The 17,828-nt window shown below is 66.8% G+C and carries 16 protein-coding genes; 5 read left to right on the top strand and 11 right to left on the bottom strand.

The features are described 5' to 3' along the window. Positions 1-4: 4 nt before the first annotated feature. The 3 genes from CCS01_RS16665 to CCS01_RS16655 form a co-directional block, all read right to left on the bottom strand. Complete coding sequence (locus CCS01_RS16665; RefSeq protein WP_104519906.1) at positions 5-1,192, bottom strand: CaiB/BaiF CoA transferase family protein; 1,188 nt, start codon at positions 1,190-1,192, stop codon at positions 5-7. 122 nt (positions 1,193-1,314) lie between these two features. Then, complete coding sequence (locus tag CCS01_RS16660; RefSeq protein ID WP_104519905.1) at positions 1,315-2,940, bottom strand: thiamine pyrophosphate-binding protein; 1,626 nt, start codon at positions 2,938-2,940, stop codon at positions 1,315-1,317. Positions 2,941-3,133: 193 nt separating this feature from the next. Next, positions 3,134-4,045 (bottom strand): SDR family NAD(P)-dependent oxidoreductase, encoded by a 912-nt coding sequence (locus CCS01_RS16655; RefSeq protein ID WP_239992199.1) that lies wholly within the window; start codon positions 4,043-4,045, stop codon positions 3,134-3,136. A 278-nt stretch (positions 4,046-4,323) separates the two neighbouring features. Here CCS01_RS16655 and CCS01_RS16650 point away from each other — a divergent pair, with 278 nt between their 5' ends. Together CCS01_RS16650 and CCS01_RS16645 are read left to right on the top strand one after the other, a co-directional pair. Next, complete coding sequence (locus tag CCS01_RS16650; RefSeq protein ID WP_158258446.1) at positions 4,324-5,238, top strand: retroviral-like aspartic protease family protein; 915 nt, start codon at positions 4,324-4,326, stop codon at positions 5,236-5,238. Next, a complete protein-coding gene (locus CCS01_RS16645; RefSeq protein ID WP_104519903.1) occupies positions 5,235-6,134 on the top strand; it encodes a LysR family transcriptional regulator in 900 nt (299 codons plus the stop codon). The genes CCS01_RS16650 and CCS01_RS16645 overlap by 4 nt, the downstream gene beginning before the upstream one ends. Positions 6,135-6,267: 133 nt before the next feature. Here the strand turns inward: CCS01_RS16645 and CCS01_RS16640 are convergent, their stop codons facing one another. Next, positions 6,268-7,695 carry a DUF1254 domain-containing protein gene (locus CCS01_RS16640; RefSeq protein WP_104519902.1) on the bottom strand — a complete coding sequence of 476 codons (1,428 nt, stop codon included), beginning with the start codon at positions 7,693-7,695 and terminating at the stop codon, positions 6,268-6,270. Between the two features lie 344 nt (positions 7,696-8,039). Here CCS01_RS16640 and CCS01_RS16635 point away from each other — a divergent pair, with 344 nt between their 5' ends. Then, on the top strand, positions 8,040-8,426 hold the full coding sequence (locus CCS01_RS16635; RefSeq protein WP_104519901.1) for a hypothetical protein: 387 nt from the start codon (positions 8,040-8,042) through the stop codon (positions 8,424-8,426). A 17-nt stretch (positions 8,427-8,443) separates the two neighbouring features. Here the strand turns inward: CCS01_RS16635 and CCS01_RS16630 are convergent, their stop codons facing one another. Genes CCS01_RS16630 through CCS01_RS16620 form a run of 3 tightly spaced genes read right to left on the bottom strand, consistent with a single transcriptional unit; the run spans position 8,444 to position 12,138 of the window. Further along, a complete protein-coding gene (locus CCS01_RS16630; RefSeq protein WP_104519900.1) occupies positions 8,444-9,481 on the bottom strand; it encodes an HlyD family efflux transporter periplasmic adaptor subunit in 1,038 nt (345 codons plus the stop codon). Further along, positions 9,481-10,749, bottom strand: a complete 1,269-nt coding sequence (locus CCS01_RS16625) for a glycosyltransferase (RefSeq protein WP_104519899.1) — start codon at positions 10,747-10,749, stop codon at positions 9,481-9,483. The genes CCS01_RS16630 and CCS01_RS16625 overlap by 1 nt, the downstream gene beginning before the upstream one ends. A 6-nt stretch (positions 10,750-10,755) precedes the next feature. Continuing rightward, positions 10,756-12,138: a TackOD1 domain-containing metal-binding protein gene (locus CCS01_RS16620; protein WP_104519898.1), complete on the bottom strand. Its 1,383-nt coding sequence runs from the start codon at positions 12,136-12,138 to the stop codon at positions 10,756-10,758. A gap of 95 nt (positions 12,139-12,233) precedes the next feature. On the opposite strand from CCS01_RS16620, the gene CCS01_RS33790 reads away from it, so the two are divergent. Further along, positions 12,234-12,407 carry a hypothetical protein gene (locus tag CCS01_RS33790; RefSeq protein ID WP_158258445.1) on the top strand — a complete coding sequence of 58 codons (174 nt, stop codon included), beginning with the start codon at positions 12,234-12,236 and terminating at the stop codon, positions 12,405-12,407. 195 nt (positions 12,408-12,602) lie between these two features. Here the strand turns inward: CCS01_RS33790 and CCS01_RS16615 are convergent, their stop codons facing one another. The 4 genes from CCS01_RS16615 to CCS01_RS16600 are packed head-to-tail and all read right to left on the bottom strand — an operon-like array spanning position 12,603 to position 16,761. Further along, positions 12,603-14,708, bottom strand: a complete 2,106-nt coding sequence (locus tag CCS01_RS16615) for a xanthine dehydrogenase family protein molybdopterin-binding subunit (protein ID WP_104519897.1) — start codon at positions 14,706-14,708, stop codon at positions 12,603-12,605. Next, entirely contained in the window at positions 14,705-15,172 is a 468-nt protein-coding gene (locus CCS01_RS16610) for a (2Fe-2S)-binding protein (protein ID WP_104519896.1), read from the bottom strand. The genes CCS01_RS16615 and CCS01_RS16610 overlap by 4 nt, the downstream gene beginning before the upstream one ends. Next, a complete protein-coding gene (locus CCS01_RS16605) occupies positions 15,169-16,254 on the bottom strand; it encodes a 5-methyltetrahydropteroyltriglutamate--homocysteine methyltransferase (protein ID WP_239992198.1) in 1,086 nt (361 codons plus the stop codon). Before CCS01_RS16605 ends, CCS01_RS16610 begins: the two co-directional genes overlap by 4 nt. A gap of 33 nt (positions 16,255-16,287) precedes the next feature. Next, positions 16,288-16,761 carry a hemerythrin domain-containing protein gene (locus CCS01_RS16600; RefSeq protein WP_158258444.1) on the bottom strand — a complete coding sequence of 158 codons (474 nt, stop codon included), beginning with the start codon at positions 16,759-16,761 and terminating at the stop codon, positions 16,288-16,290. 144 nt (positions 16,762-16,905) lie between these two features. On the opposite strand from CCS01_RS16600, the gene CCS01_RS16595 reads away from it, so the two are divergent. Then, positions 16,906-17,790, top strand: coding sequence for an HpcH/HpaI aldolase/citrate lyase family protein (locus tag CCS01_RS16595; RefSeq protein ID WP_104519893.1), 885 nt, complete (start codon positions 16,906-16,908; stop codon positions 17,788-17,790). Positions 17,791-17,828: the final 38 nt, after the last annotated feature.

Here is a 17,828-nt window from a genome sequence, read left to right as displayed (position 1 = left end):
CTGTTCAAATAATTCGTTTCACGCGGAATTTCGTGATCTGCTCCGCACTGTAGCCCAGTTCCCCCAGCACCTCATCCGTATGTTCCCCCACCCTTGCCGGCGGCCGATCGGCATGGGGCCCGCCATGGGCGAAGGTGAAGGCAGCGACGGGGACGGAGAACGGCCCGTCCACGCCCGGCGCGCTGTCGAAACGATGCAGCACGCCGCGCGAGGCAAGCTGCGGGTCGTCCAGCGCCTCCCGCATCGTCCGCACGCGTGAGGCGGGAACGTGGCGGTCCTGCAGCCAGGATTCCCAGTCGGCGGCCGTGCGGGTCAGCATGATCGCCGCCAGCACCTGCTCCTCCCGGTCGTGATCCGCATGGCGTTCGTCGTTGCTGCGCTTGATCATGTCGGGCCGCTCCAGCACCGTCCACAACCGCTTCTGCTGCCGCAGGTTGGAGGCGCCGAGCATGACGATGCCGTCAGCGGTTTGATAGGCCATCGACGTCGCATGGCCGGTGCGGTTGCCCGACGGCTTCGGATGGGTGCCGTTGCGCAGGTAGCCGGTGACGTGGCTCGCCATCAGGATCATCGCCACGTCCAGCATCGCCATGTCGATGCGCTGGCCCTGGCCGGTGCGCTCGCGCTGGAACAGCGCCGCCGACAAGGCATACGCGCCCATCGTGCCGGTAGCGTAATCGATCGCCGGGGCGCCGATTTTGATCGGGTTGGCATCCGGCGTACCCGTCATCGCCATGATGCCGGAGGTGGACTGGATGACGTGGTCGTAGGCGGTGCGCTCCCGCTTCGGCCCGCCCTGGCCGAAGGCGGAAAACGAGGCATAGATCAGCGTCGGATTGATCGCGCGCAGGTGTTCGTAGCCCAGGCCGAGCGCCTCGAACGCGCCGGGCCGGTAATTCTCCACCAGCACGTCGGCGGTGGCGACCAGCTTCTTCAGGATGGCGCGGCCCTGTTCCGTCTTGAGGTTCAGCGTGATGGCGCGCTTGTTCGAACCCTGGGTCAGGAACCCGGTGCCCATGCCGGCATGGTTCAGGTCGTTGTCGGTGCCGGAATCGCGGCTCTGGTCGGGGTCGTTCGGATCCTCGACCTTGATGACGTCGGCACCCATCAGCGCAAGCTGGTAGGCGGCGAACGGGCCCGCGAGCACGTGGGTGATGTCGATGATGCGGATGCCTTCGAACGGGCGGGCCATCGCGATCCTCCGGTTGTTGTCCGGCACGGTGCAGTGCGGCCAGGGAGGCGTCAATCGTCGGCGGATTACCAAGTCTCCCGGATACGTTTCCCCAGCCTGGAAATGCGACCCAGGCGCATCGGTCAGCTCCGCCGCAGGACAGGGGACGGGATGCTTTCAATCATGACGTTCACCACCGCCGGCGTGGCGCTCGCCAGTGACCGTTCGATCGCGCCGGACAGTTCGTCCGCACGTGTCACGAACTCGCCGTGGCCGCCAAGGGCAGTGGCGACGAGGTCATACCGCGCCGCGCTCAGTTCGCAGCCATGCGCGCGGTTGGGGCCGTAGTCGCGGACTTGCAGGTTGTGCTCGGCATTCCAGCGGCAATCGCTGCCAACGATAGCGACATAGGGCAGGCCCAGCCGCGCAGCCGTTTCGATTTCCGCCATATGGAAGCCGAAGGTGCCGTCGCCCAGCACGGCGAAAATCGGCGCCACCCGTTCCACCACCCGCGCGCCTGCGGCCATCGGCAGCGAGGAGCCGATGGACCCAGCGACGCCGTTGATTATGCGGCGGTCGTTGCGCAGGATACTTTGCCCCCACTGCGCGAACTCGCCGCCGTCGGCGACCAGGATGCTGTCCGGATGGCGGTCGAGCATCGGCTGCAGCGCGCGGAAAACCTGTGCCGGATGCAACTTCCCCGGCGATGCCAGGTCCGCCCATTCCGCCGGGCGATCGTCGAGGCACGACCGGGCCTCGGCCAGCCAGGCCGCATCGCCAAGGCCGCGCCCGGCGCCGCGCGCCAGCAACATTTCGGCGGCGGGCCAAGTATCGGCGACACAGCCGAATGCCAGGCCGCGCGACCATGCCGCGCGATCCAGGATCGCGCCGTCCGGATCGACGGCGACGAAACGGCATTCGGCCGGGAACGGCGCGCCGCCGAACTTCAGGGTAAAGTCCAGCGCCTTGCCCAGTAGCAGCACCATGTCGGCGCGCTTCGCCACGTCCGCATAGGCGCCCAGGCTGGCGTCGTTGAAGGCGCGCGGGCTCTCGCTGATGACAGCCGGGATCGACAAGGTGGTTTCAATCCGCCGCAGCAACGCCCGGCCGGGCCGCGTCGCCAGCCCCGGCGTGCCGATGACCAGCGGCCGCTGCGCCGTCGCCAGCAGCGCCAGCACGGCATCGGCGGCGGCCTCGGCCAGCGGTGCCGGCGCCGCGGCGAAATCCGTTTCTTCAGGCCAGATCACGGCGTCCGCGGCAACCGTTGCGTCCAGCACGTCCGAGGGCAGGCTGAGATGCACCGGCCCCGGCCGTCCCGTTGTCGCCAGCCGGATCGCCTTCGCCACGTCCAGGCCGACGCGGGTGGTATCGGTGGCCATCCACGCCGCCTTCGTCACCGGCGCGGCCATGTCAACCTGGCGCAGTTCCTGGAAGCCGCCGCGGCCAAGCTGGTCGGTCTCGGTATGGCCGGAGATCAGCACCATCGGGCTTTCCTGCCCCAACGCGGTGAACAGCGCGCCGACGGCATTGGCATGGCCGGGGCCGCCGGTGACCCAGGCGATGCCCGGGCGTCCGGTCAGCCGTCCATACGCATCCGCCATGTGCACGGCAGCGGCCTCGTGCCGGACGTGCATCAGCCGCAGTTTCGTCTCCAGCGCCGCGTCGAACAGCGACATGATGTGGTTGCCCGACAGGGTGAAGATGTCGGTGTGGCCGGCGCGTTCCAGGGTTCGCGTCACGATGTCGGCGCCGCGGAGTCGGGATGTCATGCGGGTATCATCCTTGCTTGTGTCTGGACCGGAACGGCGGCGATCGCGGGAAGATGTCCGGCGGCCGTTACTTCCTCGTCATGGCCGGGCGATAGTCCCGGCCATCCACCCCCCGCCGTTGCAGCGCAGATGGCCGGGACACGCCCGGCCATGACGAGGGGTCAGGGACCGCTGCACGACAACCGGCGCTGTGTCAGACCGGATCCCACGGATACACGTCGCGGGTCCGTTCCAGTGGCGTCAGGCTGTTCTTCACCGCCGGCAGCCAGTGCTCGGCCAGCTTCTCCGGCGTCCAGCCGTCGCTCCGCGCCATGATCCGTATCGGCCGCGGCTGGTTGTACAGATAGACTTCATTGCCGCGCACACCGAAAATCTGCCCCGACACGCCCGCCGCCGCATCGGTGCCGAGGAACGCGATCAGCTGCGCGATATGGTCCGGCCGCGTCTTCTCGGCCCGCGCCTTCAGTTGCTCCTCGGTCTGGCCCGGCACCGTCTCGATCATGCGGCTGAACGCGTGCGGCCCGATGCAGTTCGACCGCACCTTGTACCGTTGCATATCCATTGCAATATTCCGTGACAGCCCGGCGATGCCCATCTTCGCCGCGCCATAGTTCACCTGCCCGACGCTGCCGATCAGGCCCGAGGTCGAGGTGATGTGGACAAAAGACCCACTCTCCTGCTTGCGGAAATGCGGGATCGCGGCGCGCGAGACGTAGAACGCGCCGTACAGGTGCACCTTGATGACGGCGTCCCATTCCTCGATCGACATGTAATGGAACATGCGGTCGCGCAGGATGCCGGCATTGTTCACCACCATGTCGATGCGGCCGAAATTATCGATCGCGTCCTGCACCATGCGCTGGGCGTCCTCCCAGCTGGCGACGCTGCCGCTGTTGGCCACCGCGCGGCCGGCGCCGTGGGCCTGGGTGATCTCCTGCACCACCCGCTGTGCCGGGCCGGCATCCTGGCCCTCGCCGGTCACCGTCGCGCCGACATCGTTCACGACCACCTTGGCGCCGTTCGCCGCCAGCACGATCGCGCTCGCCCGGCCGATCCCGCCGCCGGCCCCGGTGACCACCGCGACCTTGCCATCCAGCATGCCCATTCTGTTTCCTCCTTTTGGTCAGGACCCGGCCACTCTGCGACAGGGCGCGAGCCATGTCATCATGCGCGCCCGGGACGGATGCAGCGTGGGCCGGAGACAGCCGACCTTGCGGCCTCGATAAAAATCCTGGAAAAGCGGGTGGAAATCGCGGTACGAACCCGGGCAGACGGTGCGACATCATACTGACACGCGCTTCCGGCATCGCCTCGGTCGCGCCGTGGCCGGGAAGATGATACGTTATCGGATCGATATGAGTCGTGACCGAGGATATGATCCCGATGCCGCTGCCCCGATTGCTTGCCCTTGTCCTGCTGATGGCGCTCGCGCGCTGCGCCGCACCGGCCACCGATTGCAGCCTGGCCATGGTCGCGCGGATGCCGCTGGAGGTGCAGGATCACCTGCTGGTGGTTCCTGCCGGGATCAACGGCCAATGGGTCAGGCTGGTGGTGGACAGCGGCGCGGAGCGCACGACGATCAGCAATACCGTGGCCGAGCGGCTGGGGCTGCCGCATGACCTGCTGCACCAGACCCGCGCCGTGGGCATCGGCGGCCCGACCGTCACCAACGACGTGATCGTGAAACGCCTCGTCATCGGCGGCGTGCATTTCCCGGTCGACCGCATCGCCGTCGGCAACTTCAACCTGCAAAACAAGCATGGGCTGGACGCGGACGGGCTGCTGGGCGCCGACATCCTGCTGGCCTTCGACATGGATATCGACGTGCCCGGCGGCCAGTTGACGCTGTACCGCCCGCGCCAGTGCCCCGAAGCCGCCCCGCCCTGGACGCAGCCGGCGATGGAAATCACCGGCGTCGGCGTCCGCAAGGACCGCCTGCTGCTGCCGTTCCAGCTTGACGGCACCGCCGGCATGGCGATCCTCGACACCGGCGCCGGCCAGAACCTGATCGGCCTGGACATGGCCCGCCGGCTAGGGCTGGATGCGCAGGTCATGGCCAATGATACAACCGTCCGGAATCGCGGCATCGGTCCGGTGGAGGCGGTCGCCTATCTGCACCACTTCAAGGAACTGCGCATCGGCCCGACGACCCAGGCCGCCCCGGTGCTGGCCGTGCAACTGGCCGATGCCGGCTTCGGCGACGCCCTGATTGGCGAGTCGTTCCTGCACGGCCGGCGGGTCTGGATCTCGTTCCGCAGCCGCCGGGTGTTCGTTTCGAAGCGCGAGGGAGAAGAATGATCGACAAGCTCGACATGCTGCTGGCGCTGGCGCGGGAGCAGCATTTCGGGCGCGCAGCGGATGCCTGCGGCGTGACTCAGCCGACATTGTCGGCGGGGCTGAAAAGCCTGGAGGAAGGGCTGGGCGTGCTGCTGGTGCAGCGCCAGTCGCGGTTCATCGGCTTCACGCCCGAGGGGCTGCGCGTGTTGGACTGGGCGCGGCGCATCGTCGGCGACTACCGGTCGATGCGCGACGAGATCGGCGCGTTGAAGCGCGGGCTGGCCGGGCATCTGCGCCTGGCCGCGGTGCCGACGGCGCTGCCGATCGTTTCGGCTCTGACCACGCCGCTGCACGCGGCGCATCCGCGGGTGGTGTTCACCATCCTGTCGCGCACCTCCTACGAGATCCTGACCATGCTGGAGAACCTGGAGGTCGAGGCCGGCGTGACCTACGTGGACAACGAACCGCTGGGCCGCGCCCGCGCGGTGCCGCTGTATCACGAGCGCTACTCCCTTCTGATCGCCGCCGATCGGCCGCTGGGCGAGCGGCGGGAGGTGACGTGGACCGAGGTGGCGACGGTGCCGCTGTGCCTGCTGACCCCGGACATGCAGAACCGCCGGATCATCGACCGCCGGCTGCGTGACGCCGGGGCGGAACCGGCGGCGACGCTGCAGTCGAACTCGATGGTGCTGCTGTTTTCGCATGTGCGCACCGGCGGCTGGGCCAGCGTCATGCCGGCGGTGCTGGCTGAGACGATGGGGCTGCCGGGTTCGATCCGGGCGATCCCGATCACCGATCCGGTGCCGCCCCCGACGATCGGCCTGGTCTATCCGCAGCGCGAGCCGCTGACCCCGCTGACCGCCGCGCTGGTGACCGAGGCGCGGCGGATCGGGGCAGGATGGATGGCGGAGCGGTAGGGAGGTAAGGGACAGGCGTTCGCGGCTGTATTCTTTCCGTCGTGGCCGTGCCGGGCGTCCTCGCAGCGTGCCGCATGCGATCCTCGCCCCCCTGGGCGTTCAGGTCATGCCGGCAGGCCAGCCGGCGCCGGTTTCAGCTCTGGAGCGTTACCGCCGGCGGCGTCCAGGAACCGTCCAGGATTGTCGGCGCGGTCGGGTCAGGCCAGTAGAGCCGCATCATCAGGATGAACTTGCCTTCCGGCGCCGGCAGCCAGTTCGCTTCCTTGCCGGCACCCGGCGAAGTGTGCTGGATGTAGAGGTCCAGCGAACCGTCGGCGTTGAACACCGGGTTCTGGCGCGTGCTGATCGAATAGCGGTTCAGCGGGTTGGCGACGAAGAAATACTTCTCGTCATACATGGTAATGGACCAGAACCCCTTGGCCGGCGGCGCCTCGCCCTTGGGGAAATGCACCACGTATTTTTTCCCGCCGCTGTAGGCCTCGCCGTTCACGTCCTTCTTCGAGAACGGATAGACCGCATCCTGCGGCCGGTTGGCGCCAAGCCCGATCACTGTCACCAGGGCGCGCTGGAGATAGCCGGTGCCGTACAGTCCGGTCTTCGTCGTATAGCTCCAGCCGTTGACGGACTGAATGTCGCCGTCGCTGAAGCGGTAGTGCAGCATGATGCGGTCGAAGCCGAGTTGCGGAACGCGCCGGGCAAAATCGACGTTGAACCGGGACGGGTCGAAGTCCTTGCCGGGCACGATGCCGATCTTCGCCAGGGTCACCAGCATGGGCGTGTCGGCCGCCGGCGGCGGATTGTCCTTCAACAGTTGCGCGAGCATCGTGAAGTAGGCGACCGCGTCCAGGTGGTTCACCTGTTCCCGCACTGCCGTCTTCATGTCGATCGCCGGATCGACCTTCCCGCGCGGCGGCGTATAGGGCTTGCCATAGGCACTCAGCGGCACAAGCTGGCAGGCATCCTGCAGGGCATGTACCGCGGCATAATCCTCCGGCGTACCGGTGCAGTAGATGCGGCCGAGAATCCAGACGATGGCGGTGGGTGACTTGTATTCCACCACGCCCGGCGGCAGCGTGCCGCTCCAGCCCGGGCCGGTGATCGCATAGGCCTGCGCGCCTGTGCCGGTGGTGCGGGTGCCCGGCACCTGGAAGACGTTGGTCCAGCTATCCAGCATCGGAAACATGAAGTAGCGGCCCTGCATGTCCGGGATGCTGAGCACCCACGGTTCCTGGCCGACATCGATGAAGGCGGTGGTGTAGAGCGTATCGGCGTTCGGGGCGGTGACGTCGCGGTAGGAGGCGTTGGGATACTCGCGCATGCGGATGAACTGGCCCATCGGCGCGTGCGTGCCTTCCGGCGCCGCGACGTTGGTCATCACCCGCCGCGTCATTTCCATGGTCACCAGCGGATAGCCGTAGATGTAGGAATCGACGGCGGGCAGGATGTCCTCCAGCCCCTCGATGTCCGTCAGGACCGGATCGTCCCAGGCCGCCCACGCGGAACGGGATGCCGTGGCAGCCAGCAGAAGACCGAGACCGAAGCTGCGGCGGGGGAGGGTCATGAACGTGCTCCTTCCGGGTTCTCCGATGTCCGTCCGCCGCGAACCGGCGCCTTGGGACGGAGTCCGGTTACCACCTGCGAGGAACGCACTCTATGCGGTTTCGGCAAGGATCCGTCCCGCCGTTGGTGCAGTAGCCGGCCGTAACGTGCCGGACGATGACAGCCCGGCAATATCGGTCATCCCCAACGGTATCATTTTTCGGCCACTCGATGCGCGCATCTTGGTTGACTTGGGCCATTATTTCGAATATATAACCGATAGCATCTTCCGTAGCCAGAATGGCTTGCCTCCCACAGGTTTGCTATGATTGTCTACGGCTTGATTCTGTCGGATGGAGGACGGGCATGATTGTGCACGTCGCTCCGCGTTGTGTTGCCCTGGTCAGCAAGGACTGGCCATCATCCGATATTTCCATAGATCTCAACACGGTGCTTGGCGTCGATCTCAAGACCGATGCCGCCCGGCGTGTGCACCTGGTTGTGCGTTTCACCAACGGGACACGGGTGACCGCCTGCACCTATGCGCGTATGGCCGAGGCCGGGCCCGATTGCGGACGGCTGCGCGTGCTGGCGGGCCTGCCGGCGTGGACGGGCTCCTGCGATGGGCGCGCAACGGCATTGCAACGGCCACGCCGCCGTCCGATGATTGCCGCAACCGGCGTCATCATGGCCGTCGCCTCGCTCGGGCTCGCGGTCATGAGCCTGAGGAGCGATGCGCTGCGGCTCATGTGACGCGTGCCGCGGTCCGGTCAGCCATGCGATCCGCCAAAGTGCAACCACCGTGGCCAGGAAAACGCAGACCGGATCTGCACCTTGGTGAACAGCGGCGGCGGCGTCTGGCCGGGGTCGAAGGCAATCCGCATCAGTTGCTGGCGATCCACCGGAGCGAACGCATGCCGGAATTCGCCAGGCAGCGCCTCCGCCACCGGCTCGATGCGGCTGATCCTGCCGGTGAAGCTTTGCAGGCCCGTACTGGCAACGACCCGGTCTCCGACGGCAATCGAGAACAAAACGCCGGTTGGCAGGAAGGCCTGGATGAAGCGGGCATCCTTGTACAGCGCCAGCATCGGCTGCCCGGGATTGACCACCATGCCGTCGTCCACCAGGCGGCGGCCGACAATCCCGTCGATCGGGGATCGTATCGCGCCACCGTCATACAGCTGCTCCAGCCTCGCCGCGGCATGATCGGCGGCACCGGCGGCCTGTTCCAGGCCGGCAACCTCCGATGCCATGGCGCGCTGCTGCGCCACCAGTTGCACGAGGTCCTGGCGGCTGCGGTATTCGTTCTCGATCGCCGCCTGGCGCTGGTCGAGCGGCAGAAATCCGCCTGGCAACAGGCTTTCCAGCCTGCGGCGGGTATCGGCAGCAACCGTCTCCCGGGTCTGGGCGAGGCCAAGCAGCGCGTTTGCGGTTTCGTGACGGATGCGCATCTCACCCAGCCGCAACGCCCGGTCGGCCTGTTCCGAAGACAGCCGGGCAAGGCTCTCGGTCACCTGCTGTGACGATACGACGGCCACGACCTGGCCGGCCGCAACCCGCTGGCCGACGTCGAGAAAGACGTGCCGGACGGTCGCGGGATATTCCACCGCCACGACCGTCGGTTCGCCCAGCACCTGTCCCTCGCTGCGCAGATAGAAGAAGCCGCCGAGGAAGGTGTTGCCCACCCACAATGCCAGCAGAAGGATCGTGGAAAAATAGACGTAACGAATCACCGCCTGGCGGCGCGGCCGGACTTCATTCGGCGGCAACTCGGACAGCGTACGGGGACGCAGGCGGCGAATGGCCATCAGATCTGCTCCACCTGCCGCATGACGCGTGCGGGAACATAAGGATCACGGTACGAAGTGCGCAGCAGCAGTTCCTGCAGGACGGCGATCAGCCGCACCTGGCGCATCACGCACATCTGCAGGACGGCGAAGCCGGGCAGGTAGATCAGCAGCCCCATCCCGCGGCGCAGGTCGCCGACCAACGCGGATGCAACGATCAGCGCCAGCAGGTCCATGGCGGCGTAGCAGAACAGCGTCGCGCCCAGGATGGTCAGGCCGAACGTGTCGAACCAATACCACAGCCAGACGACATAGGCCGGAAAGACCAGCGTCAGGATCATCTGAAACAACAAGACATCGAGCAGCGCCATGACGTCGAGCAGCCGGAACGTGGCGGAGCGGGGATCGAACACGCTGCGGAACTTGCGGAACCAGATCGTCACGATGCCCCGATCCCAGCGCAGCCGCTGGGCGATCAGGGCCGGAACGGTTTCCGGCACGTTCGTCATGGAGTGCGCTTCAGGGGCAAATCGGATGCGCCAGCCCGCGCGGCGCAGTTTCATCGTCAGGTCGGCATCCTCGCCGACCTCGCAGTCCAGTCCGCCGACGCCGAGAATGGCGCTGCGGCGGAAGGCGCCGAAAGCGCCGGAGACGATCGACAGCGTGCCGAGCATGTCGCCGATCCGCCGGCCGAGGGAGATGGTAATCAGGTATTCGATGTCCTGCAGGCGGGCAACGAGGCTGGCGTCCGGGTTCGCGACGCCCATGTCCCCGCCAGCGGCGCCGACATGGGGATCAGCGAAGTAGGGCAGCAGACGCTCGATCGCGTCGCGGTCCAGCGTGGTGTCGATGTCGATGATGACGATGATGTCGCCGCGACAGGCGGTGAGGCCCAGGTTGACCCCGGCGCTCTTGCCGCCGCGGACCTGCACATGCAGCACGGTGTCAACCAGGCTTTCCTGCTGCAGGCTGCGGGCAATGCGGATCATGCCATCGGTGGACCCGTCGTCCACCACGACGATCTGCACCTGGGACCGCCGTTGCATCACGGTCTGCTCGGCCAGGCCCATCACGCAGCGGCGCAGGACACGCGCCTCGTTGTGGCCGACCAGCAGGATGCTGATCGCCGGCTGCACGAAAAGCGGCACCGGCGGCCGGCGCCACAACGCTTCGAAGCCGATTGCGATGGACGCGACGGAATAGCGGGGCAACTCCAGCACCACCATGAACCAGAGCATCGACACCAGGCTGAAGGTATCGAGCGAGCAGAAGTACCACCATGCCTGCATGGCCGGTCAGAACGCCGCAAGCAGGGCGTCTGCGTCGTTGCCCCCGTGGATCGTAACGTCGATTTCAAGCGGCAGGTCAAGCTCGGTAGTCACCGCCGCCCGGACCCTCGCCAGAGCCGGCGCGGCCTCGGCCGCGGTCATTTCCGGCAGGCCGATCAGGATGCTGTTGTTGGCAACCGTGGTGAACTGGTCCTCTGACAGAATGTCGGCGATGACCAGGCTTGCCTGCTGCAGGACGCGATCGACCATTGCCATGCCGTGCTGGCTGCAAAGCGTCGCATGGTTGGTGATGGCGAGGCGGGCGGCGGCAAACGGCTGGGCGTATTTCCGGAAGTTGCGCAGCGAAACGCTTGCCAGCAACTGGAACTCCCGCAGTGAATAGGCGCCTGGCGCCTGCTCGGGCCGCAACTGGCTGACATGGCTTGGCGCGTGCCCGGAACGAAGCGCCAGGATGCCGGCATCGGTCAGGTCATAATGAAACCAGTCCGTTGCCGTCGCCTCCTGGCCGTCGACCGTGGCTGTGCAGTCCATGCAGGCGAAGCGCGGCTGAGGCTCGGAACTGCTGGCGCCGCAGCCGCGGCAATGCGAGATCGAGCCGGGCTTGCCGTAATCCATGCCGAAATGCTTCAGGGCGCGCTGGCACTTGGGACAAACGAGTCCGGTATCCTGGACGAAACGGGATTCCGGCGCCTGGCAGCCGCAACGGTAGTGATGGACGATCGCCTCGTCGGCCAGGTCCGAGGAACCGCAGTCGTGGCAGGCCTCGAACGCCATCAAGCGGTGCGATCCGCAGCGGTCGCAGGCGTGCACGCGCATGAAGTGGCGCCGTCGCAGCAGGTCCAGGAACGCCAGCCCCTCCAGTTCCGACCGTTTCGACGCTGCGGGACCCAGCAGAGGGTACTTGATGACCGCCGGGCTGTCGGGCGCGAAACGAGCCTCGATCGGCGTGGCCCGGGACCAGGCGAGGCGCAGGATGAGCATCTCGCTGCGCTCTTCCCGCGCGGCATGAAACGGTATCTCGTTCAGCCGCTCGAGAATGGGCGCGAAGCGCAACTGCGCGGCGGACAGGGTCTGGGGATCGAGCCCGGCCGCCCTGAAATCGGTCCGCAACCCAACATTGTCCGCGAAGTCGGCGATCGGCACGGCCGGGTCGGGCATAAGCTCGGTCGCCGCGGCGAATTCGGCGGCGCTGACGGCGCCGGCCAGAAGGACCGCGCTGCAGCGCCGGGCGGGATCGTCGTGCCAGGCGAGGCCCGCCACGTCGAGGCGGCCGCCGAGTACGAGCACCTCATTGACGTCGGGAGGCGATGGGAAATGGCGCCTTGAAGGATTCGACTGCCGGCACACCGGATCGGAAGCGGTATCAAACGCCAGCTTCAAGGACAACATTTCAGCGTCACATCCTCTTTCAGAGCTGAACGGCATTTTGCCGGTTTTTGTCAGGCCGGATGTCATTCCGCAGGAATGTGATAACAGAAAGTTGTGTGACAATCAGCAGTTTTTATGGTCCGTTTGTTAAACGATATTGGAACAAGAGCGCGCTGGAATATGTCAGAGGATTATCGGAGCAGGCCGGAAAATGCGCCGGCCACATGCATGCTGAAACATGGATCGAGCTTGTTCACGCGGTGGGCGAGGTTGCCGGGGCCGAAACGTAAGCTGTCGATGCCGTTGGAAACGGCCCTTCTGAGTCCGGCGTGGATCGGTTATTTCGGCTCGGGCCCAAAGCGTGCTCCCAAAGTTGGCAGCAACGATTCAGCAAAGCTGTCCGCACATCCCTTCACCCTGTCGCCAGCGTCGCTCCTTCCAAATAAGGATGCGCCTGAATGATCAGCGAAGGATGAAACCACCCGTCATACCAGCGCCGCGGCGATCCGTTCCCGTGTCAACGGCATGTCGCGAATCCGCACACCCAGCGCATGATACAGCGCATTGCCGATGGCCGCGGCGGTAGGGCCGAAGGTGCATTCTCCCATGCCGAGCGTCGGCTGGTCCGGATTGGGGATGATCACCGTATCGATCTCCGGCACTTCAGAGAAACGCAGGATCGGGTAGTGGTCCCAGTCCAGCGAGGCAATCCCCTCGCCATCCAGCGTCACCTGCTCCTTCAGCGTCATGCTGGCGGCGTGGATGATCCCGCCTTCCAGCTGGTTGCGGGCGCCGTCCGGGTTGATAACCAATCCGGCGTCGGCGGCACACCAGATCCGGCGCAGCATGATGTCCCTGTCCACCTCAAGTTCGACCGCGACACAGGCGTAGGCTGCCTTGTTCTTGTAACGGCTCCACGCCAGCCCAAGCCCGCGTCCGCTGCCAACAGCTTCCCGTGAAGCCCAGGCGCAACGGTCTGACACCGTCTCGATCAGCCGCCGGGCGCGCGGATCGGACAGCAGCGACAAACGATAGGCGACCGGATCGACTCCGGCCCGCTCCGCCAGTTCATCCATGAAGCATTCCAGGGCAAACACATTCGGCAGTGCGCCGAGGCCGCGCAGCGACGAGGTGCGCACCGGCGTTTCCAGCGCCAGATGATGAATCACCCGTTTGGCGGCGAAATCATACAGCGGGACGGCATTGCGGGTACCGCCGCCGCCATTCGCCTCGGTCGGATCATTCGCCCTGGGCGGCGGCGGCGGCGGCGGCAGTGCCTCATGCGCCAGCATCGTGCCGCCGAACACCGGACGCTGCACATGCGACCCCGCCCAGACCTCCGCCGTCCAATCCAGCGGCCGCCCGGACTCGTCAAGCGCGGCGCGGAGCCGGGTCATGTGCGCCGTGCCGACTGGCTCGAAGCCAAATTCCTCCTCGCGCCGCCATTGCACGCGGATGCAAGACCCGGGGATCTGCATGGCGATGATCGCGGCGTCCAGGGCGGCATCGTCGGCGCCGTTGTGCCCGTAGCAGCCGGCGCCCTGGGCGTGACGCACGGTGACCTGCTCCCGCTCCAGGCCCAGGATGGCGGCGAGGCTGTTGCGCAGCGGATAGACCCCCTGGGTATGCGACCATACCGACAGATGGTCGTTGCGGTATTCCGCCAGAGCGCAGGACGGCGCCAGCGCGGCATGGGCAACATATGGACGGGAATATGTCGCACTGACGATGGTTCCGGTTTCCAGCGGGGGTCCCGGATCGCCGATGAAGCGGTCGTCCGACGGCCGATCGCGGAACCACGCCGCTTCCTGCTGCGCAGCGGTCAACACGCGCACGCCGCTCCAGACCGCGTGCGCCGGCGCAGCGTCGGCGGCGCGCTGTACCGCGGTTTCGTCGGACCCAACGAACGCGATGAAATCGCCGACGCGCACGATGCGGATGTCGCGGCCGGCCACGCGCCGGATCGCTGCCTCGTTGAGCGACTCCAGCTTCGCGCCACGCGAGGGTTGGCGCAGGATGCGGGCATGCAGCAGGTCCGGCCGGACCATGTCGTGGATGAACGCGGCGCCGGTGACCTTGGCGGCCAGGTCGCGGCGCGGCACCGGCTGGCCGACGACCGTATACGCTCCGGGCGGTTTCGGCGGCGCCGTGCCGGTGATCTCGGCGGCGAAATCCTCGGCGCCGGCGAAATTCCAGTAGTCGTGGCCCGTCGGCGCGCCGCCTTGCAGGAAGACGCCATCCTCGACCGACAGGTCCTCCGGCGCGCAGTTCAGCCGCTGCGCCAGCCGCCCGAGGATCCGCGCCCGCAGTTCCGCGCTGACCAGCCGCACCGAGCGGCCCGACATCTCGATCGACTGGCTGGAACTGGTCGAGCCTTCATCCGGCGCCGCGGCCGTGTCGCCCGACAGGATGTCGATGCGGTCGATCGCCACATCCAGTTCCTCGGCGGCGATCTGCGACAGGGCGATCAGCACCCCCTGGCCGATTTCCACCTTGCCGACGGCGAGGCGGACGGTGCGGTCCGGGCGGAACGCCAGCCATCTGTCCATGCGGCGGTTGTTCAGGATGCTCAGCGGCAGGGTGTCGCTCATGCCGGTGCCCCCATCGCCGCGGCCTTTTGCACGGCCTTGATGATGCGGGTGTGGGTGCCGCAGCGGCAGAGGTGCTTGTCCAGCGCATCGACGATCTCCGCACGCGTCGGCGACGGATTGCGGTCGAGCAGTGCCTTGGCGCTGACGATGATGCCGGACAGGCAGTAGCCGCACTGTCCCGCCTGTTCCTCCAGGAACGCACGCTGCAACGGATGCGGCTCGCTCGGGGTGCCCAGGCCCTCGATCGTGGTGACGCTGTGGCCGGCCAGCGAGCCGATCTCCCGGGCGCAGGAATAGGCGGCCTCGCCATCGATCAGCACCATGCAGGTGCCGCATTGCTCCAGGCCGCAGCCGTAGCGCGAGCCTTTCAGGTCGAGCTGGTTGCGCAGCACGTCGAGCAGCGGCGTGGCCGGATCCACGTCGACGGCAGCCGCCTGGCCGTTGACGGTGAAATGGATGCTCATGCTGCCAGCTCCCGGCGAACCAGCGCCGCGCCGTCGGCCAGCGCCTTCAGTTTGCCGAACGCCGTCTGCCGGGGCAGGTACTTCATGCCGCAATCCGGGGCTGGCACCAGTCGCTCCGGCGCGACGAAGCGCAACCCGGCGCGGATGCGGGCGGCAACGGTTTCGGCGGTCTCCACCGCCGGGTCGCCCAGGTCCAGCACGCCCAGCATGATCGTCTTGCCCGCCAGGTCGCGCAGCACGCCGAGATCGAGCCGGGGTTGCGCCGCCTCGATCGAGATCTGCCGCGCCGTGGTGCCGCCGAGTTCGCCCAGGAAGCTGTAGCCGCTCGGCTTTTCCGCCACCACCGCCGCGTAGCCGAAGCACACGTGCACGATGGTGGGTCCGTCGATGCCGTCCAGCGCGCGGTTGATCGCCTTGACGCCATAGCGGATGGCCTTGTCCGGCGCGGTTCGCACCCAGGGCTCGTCGAGTTGCACGACGTCGACGCCGAGCGCCTTCAGCGCCCGGAGTTCGCAATTGACCGCGGCGGCGTACGCCATCGCGAGCGCTTCCTCGTCCTTATAGAAGTCGTCCTGTACCTGCCGCGACAGGGTGAACGGGCCGGGAAGCGTCACTTTGACGGCGCGATCGGTGTTGGCCTGGAGGAATTTGGCTCCGTGCGTCTCGACGTAAACCTTGTGCCGAATCTGACCTACCACGCGTGGTACCCTGATGACCCGGCCGCTGGCTGTGTGCAACTTGCCGGTCGTGTCGGAATCGACTCCTTCCAGCGCCAGTGCGAAGTGGTTCGAATAGCTCTCCCGGCGGATCTCTCCGTCCGTCAGGATATCGATTCCGGCGCGCTCCATGTCGTGAATCGCCAGGATTGTCGCGTCATTCTGCGCCTGCTCGAGCAGCGGAGGCGCTACGCGCCACATGTCGTGCGCCTGGGCACGTGGTACGCCATGGCTGAGCAACGCGTCGTGATCGACCAGCCAATCGGGCTGGGGATAACTACCAACGACCGTCGTGGGCAACAGGTGGGTCGGGTAACGCATTGGACGAAACCTCCCGTGGAGGCTCCCGTCCTCCACGTTATCCACGTTATTCCGAATCCCTGGCTGCACCAAATCGGGTCAGGCGCCAAATCGGGGAAACAGCACCTCGTTCTCCAGGCGGATGTGCTCCACGAGGTCGTCGGCCAGCTTGCGGGTGCCGGCACACAACTGGCGCCATTCCAGGCTGGCATGAGTCGGCGGCGTGTGGTCGTTGGTCAGGCGCTGCAGGTCGCGCAGATGCTTTGCGTGATCGTCGTGCTCGTCGCGCATGATCTCGACGGCAACGGCCGACACCGGTTCGGCGAGCCGCATGGCGGGGAACAGGCCGTCCTCTTCCTTCTGCATGTGCGCGTCCAGGTTGACGCGCATGCGTTCGAGCAGCGGGACAAGCTCGCGCGGCGCATCGGGATGCTGCGCCTGCACCTGCCGGGCGAGGCGTATCAGCGCCGGTACTTCGGCCCGCTGTACGGCGTGGTAGCGGTCCAGGATCAGATCGACCAGCGCGGCCGCTTCCTGCGGTGAAATGGCATCATCATTGTGGGTAACGGTCATGACGTGGTCTCCAGGCTGTCGCGGCAGGATACCGTTAATCTGGTACAGGCAGTACCAATTTATCGGCCGCAGCGCGGATTGCACGCGGCCGCGTCTGCTTCCACACTCATCTCCGCCGGAAAGCATCCAAAGGAGAGCGTCAGCATGTGGCCGATCCGATCCGCCCTGTTCGTACCTGCCCACCGCCGCGACTGGGTGGCGAAGGCGATCCGCGTGTCGCCCGGCGCGGCGGTGCTCGATATCGAGGATTCGGTGCCGCCGCAGTTCAAGCCGCAGGCGATGGACAACCTGAAAAGCGAGATCCAGGAACTGCGCGAGGCCGGCGTCGGCGCCTTCGTGCGGATCCAGCCGCTGTACGGCGGCACCGAGGCCGAAATCGCCGCCGCGGTCACCGAGGGCCTGACGGCGATCGTCATGCCCAAGGTCGCCACACCGGATGAAATCCGCCGTGCCCACGACCTGCTGAGCTATGCCGAGGGCCGTGCCGGCCTGCCGCTCGGCACCGTCGGCATCCTGCCGTTGCCAGAAACCGCGCAGGGGATGTACGACGCCTGCAACCTGGCGAAAGCCAGCACCCGGGTGCGCGGCATCCACGGCGCGATCAGCGGTCCGGTGTCCGGCGACTTCGCCCGCGCCTTCGGCTTTCGCGCGACGGCGGGTGGCGAGGAGCAACTGTATCTAGCCTCCAAGCTGGTGCTCGACAGCCGGGCGGGCGGGGCGATGTATCCGATTGCCGGCATCTTCGGCACGCCGCAGGACGACCTGCCGGCGGTGGAGCGGCTGATTCGCCGGGCGCGCGACATCGGCTACACCGGCGTCGCGGTGATGCACCCGACCCACGTCGCCATCGCCAACGCCGTTTATCGGCCGACGGCGGAGGAGGTCGCCTATTACACGGGCCTGATCGCCGCCTTCGAGGCCGCGGAAAAGGCCGGGCTCGGCGCCGTCAGCTACCAGGGGGCGATGGTGGATTACGCCATGCTGCCGCTGGCGCGGGAGATTCTCGCGGAGGCGGCGCGGAACCGGTAACTCTGCCTATATATGCCGTTCGACCTGACGCGGGAGAC

This window comes from Rhodopila globiformis, assembly GCF_002937115.1.
Classification (GTDB): domain Bacteria; phylum Pseudomonadota; class Alphaproteobacteria; order Acetobacterales; family Acetobacteraceae; genus Rhodopila; species Rhodopila globiformis.
This window is presented reverse-complemented; position numbering and strand designations above follow the sequence as displayed.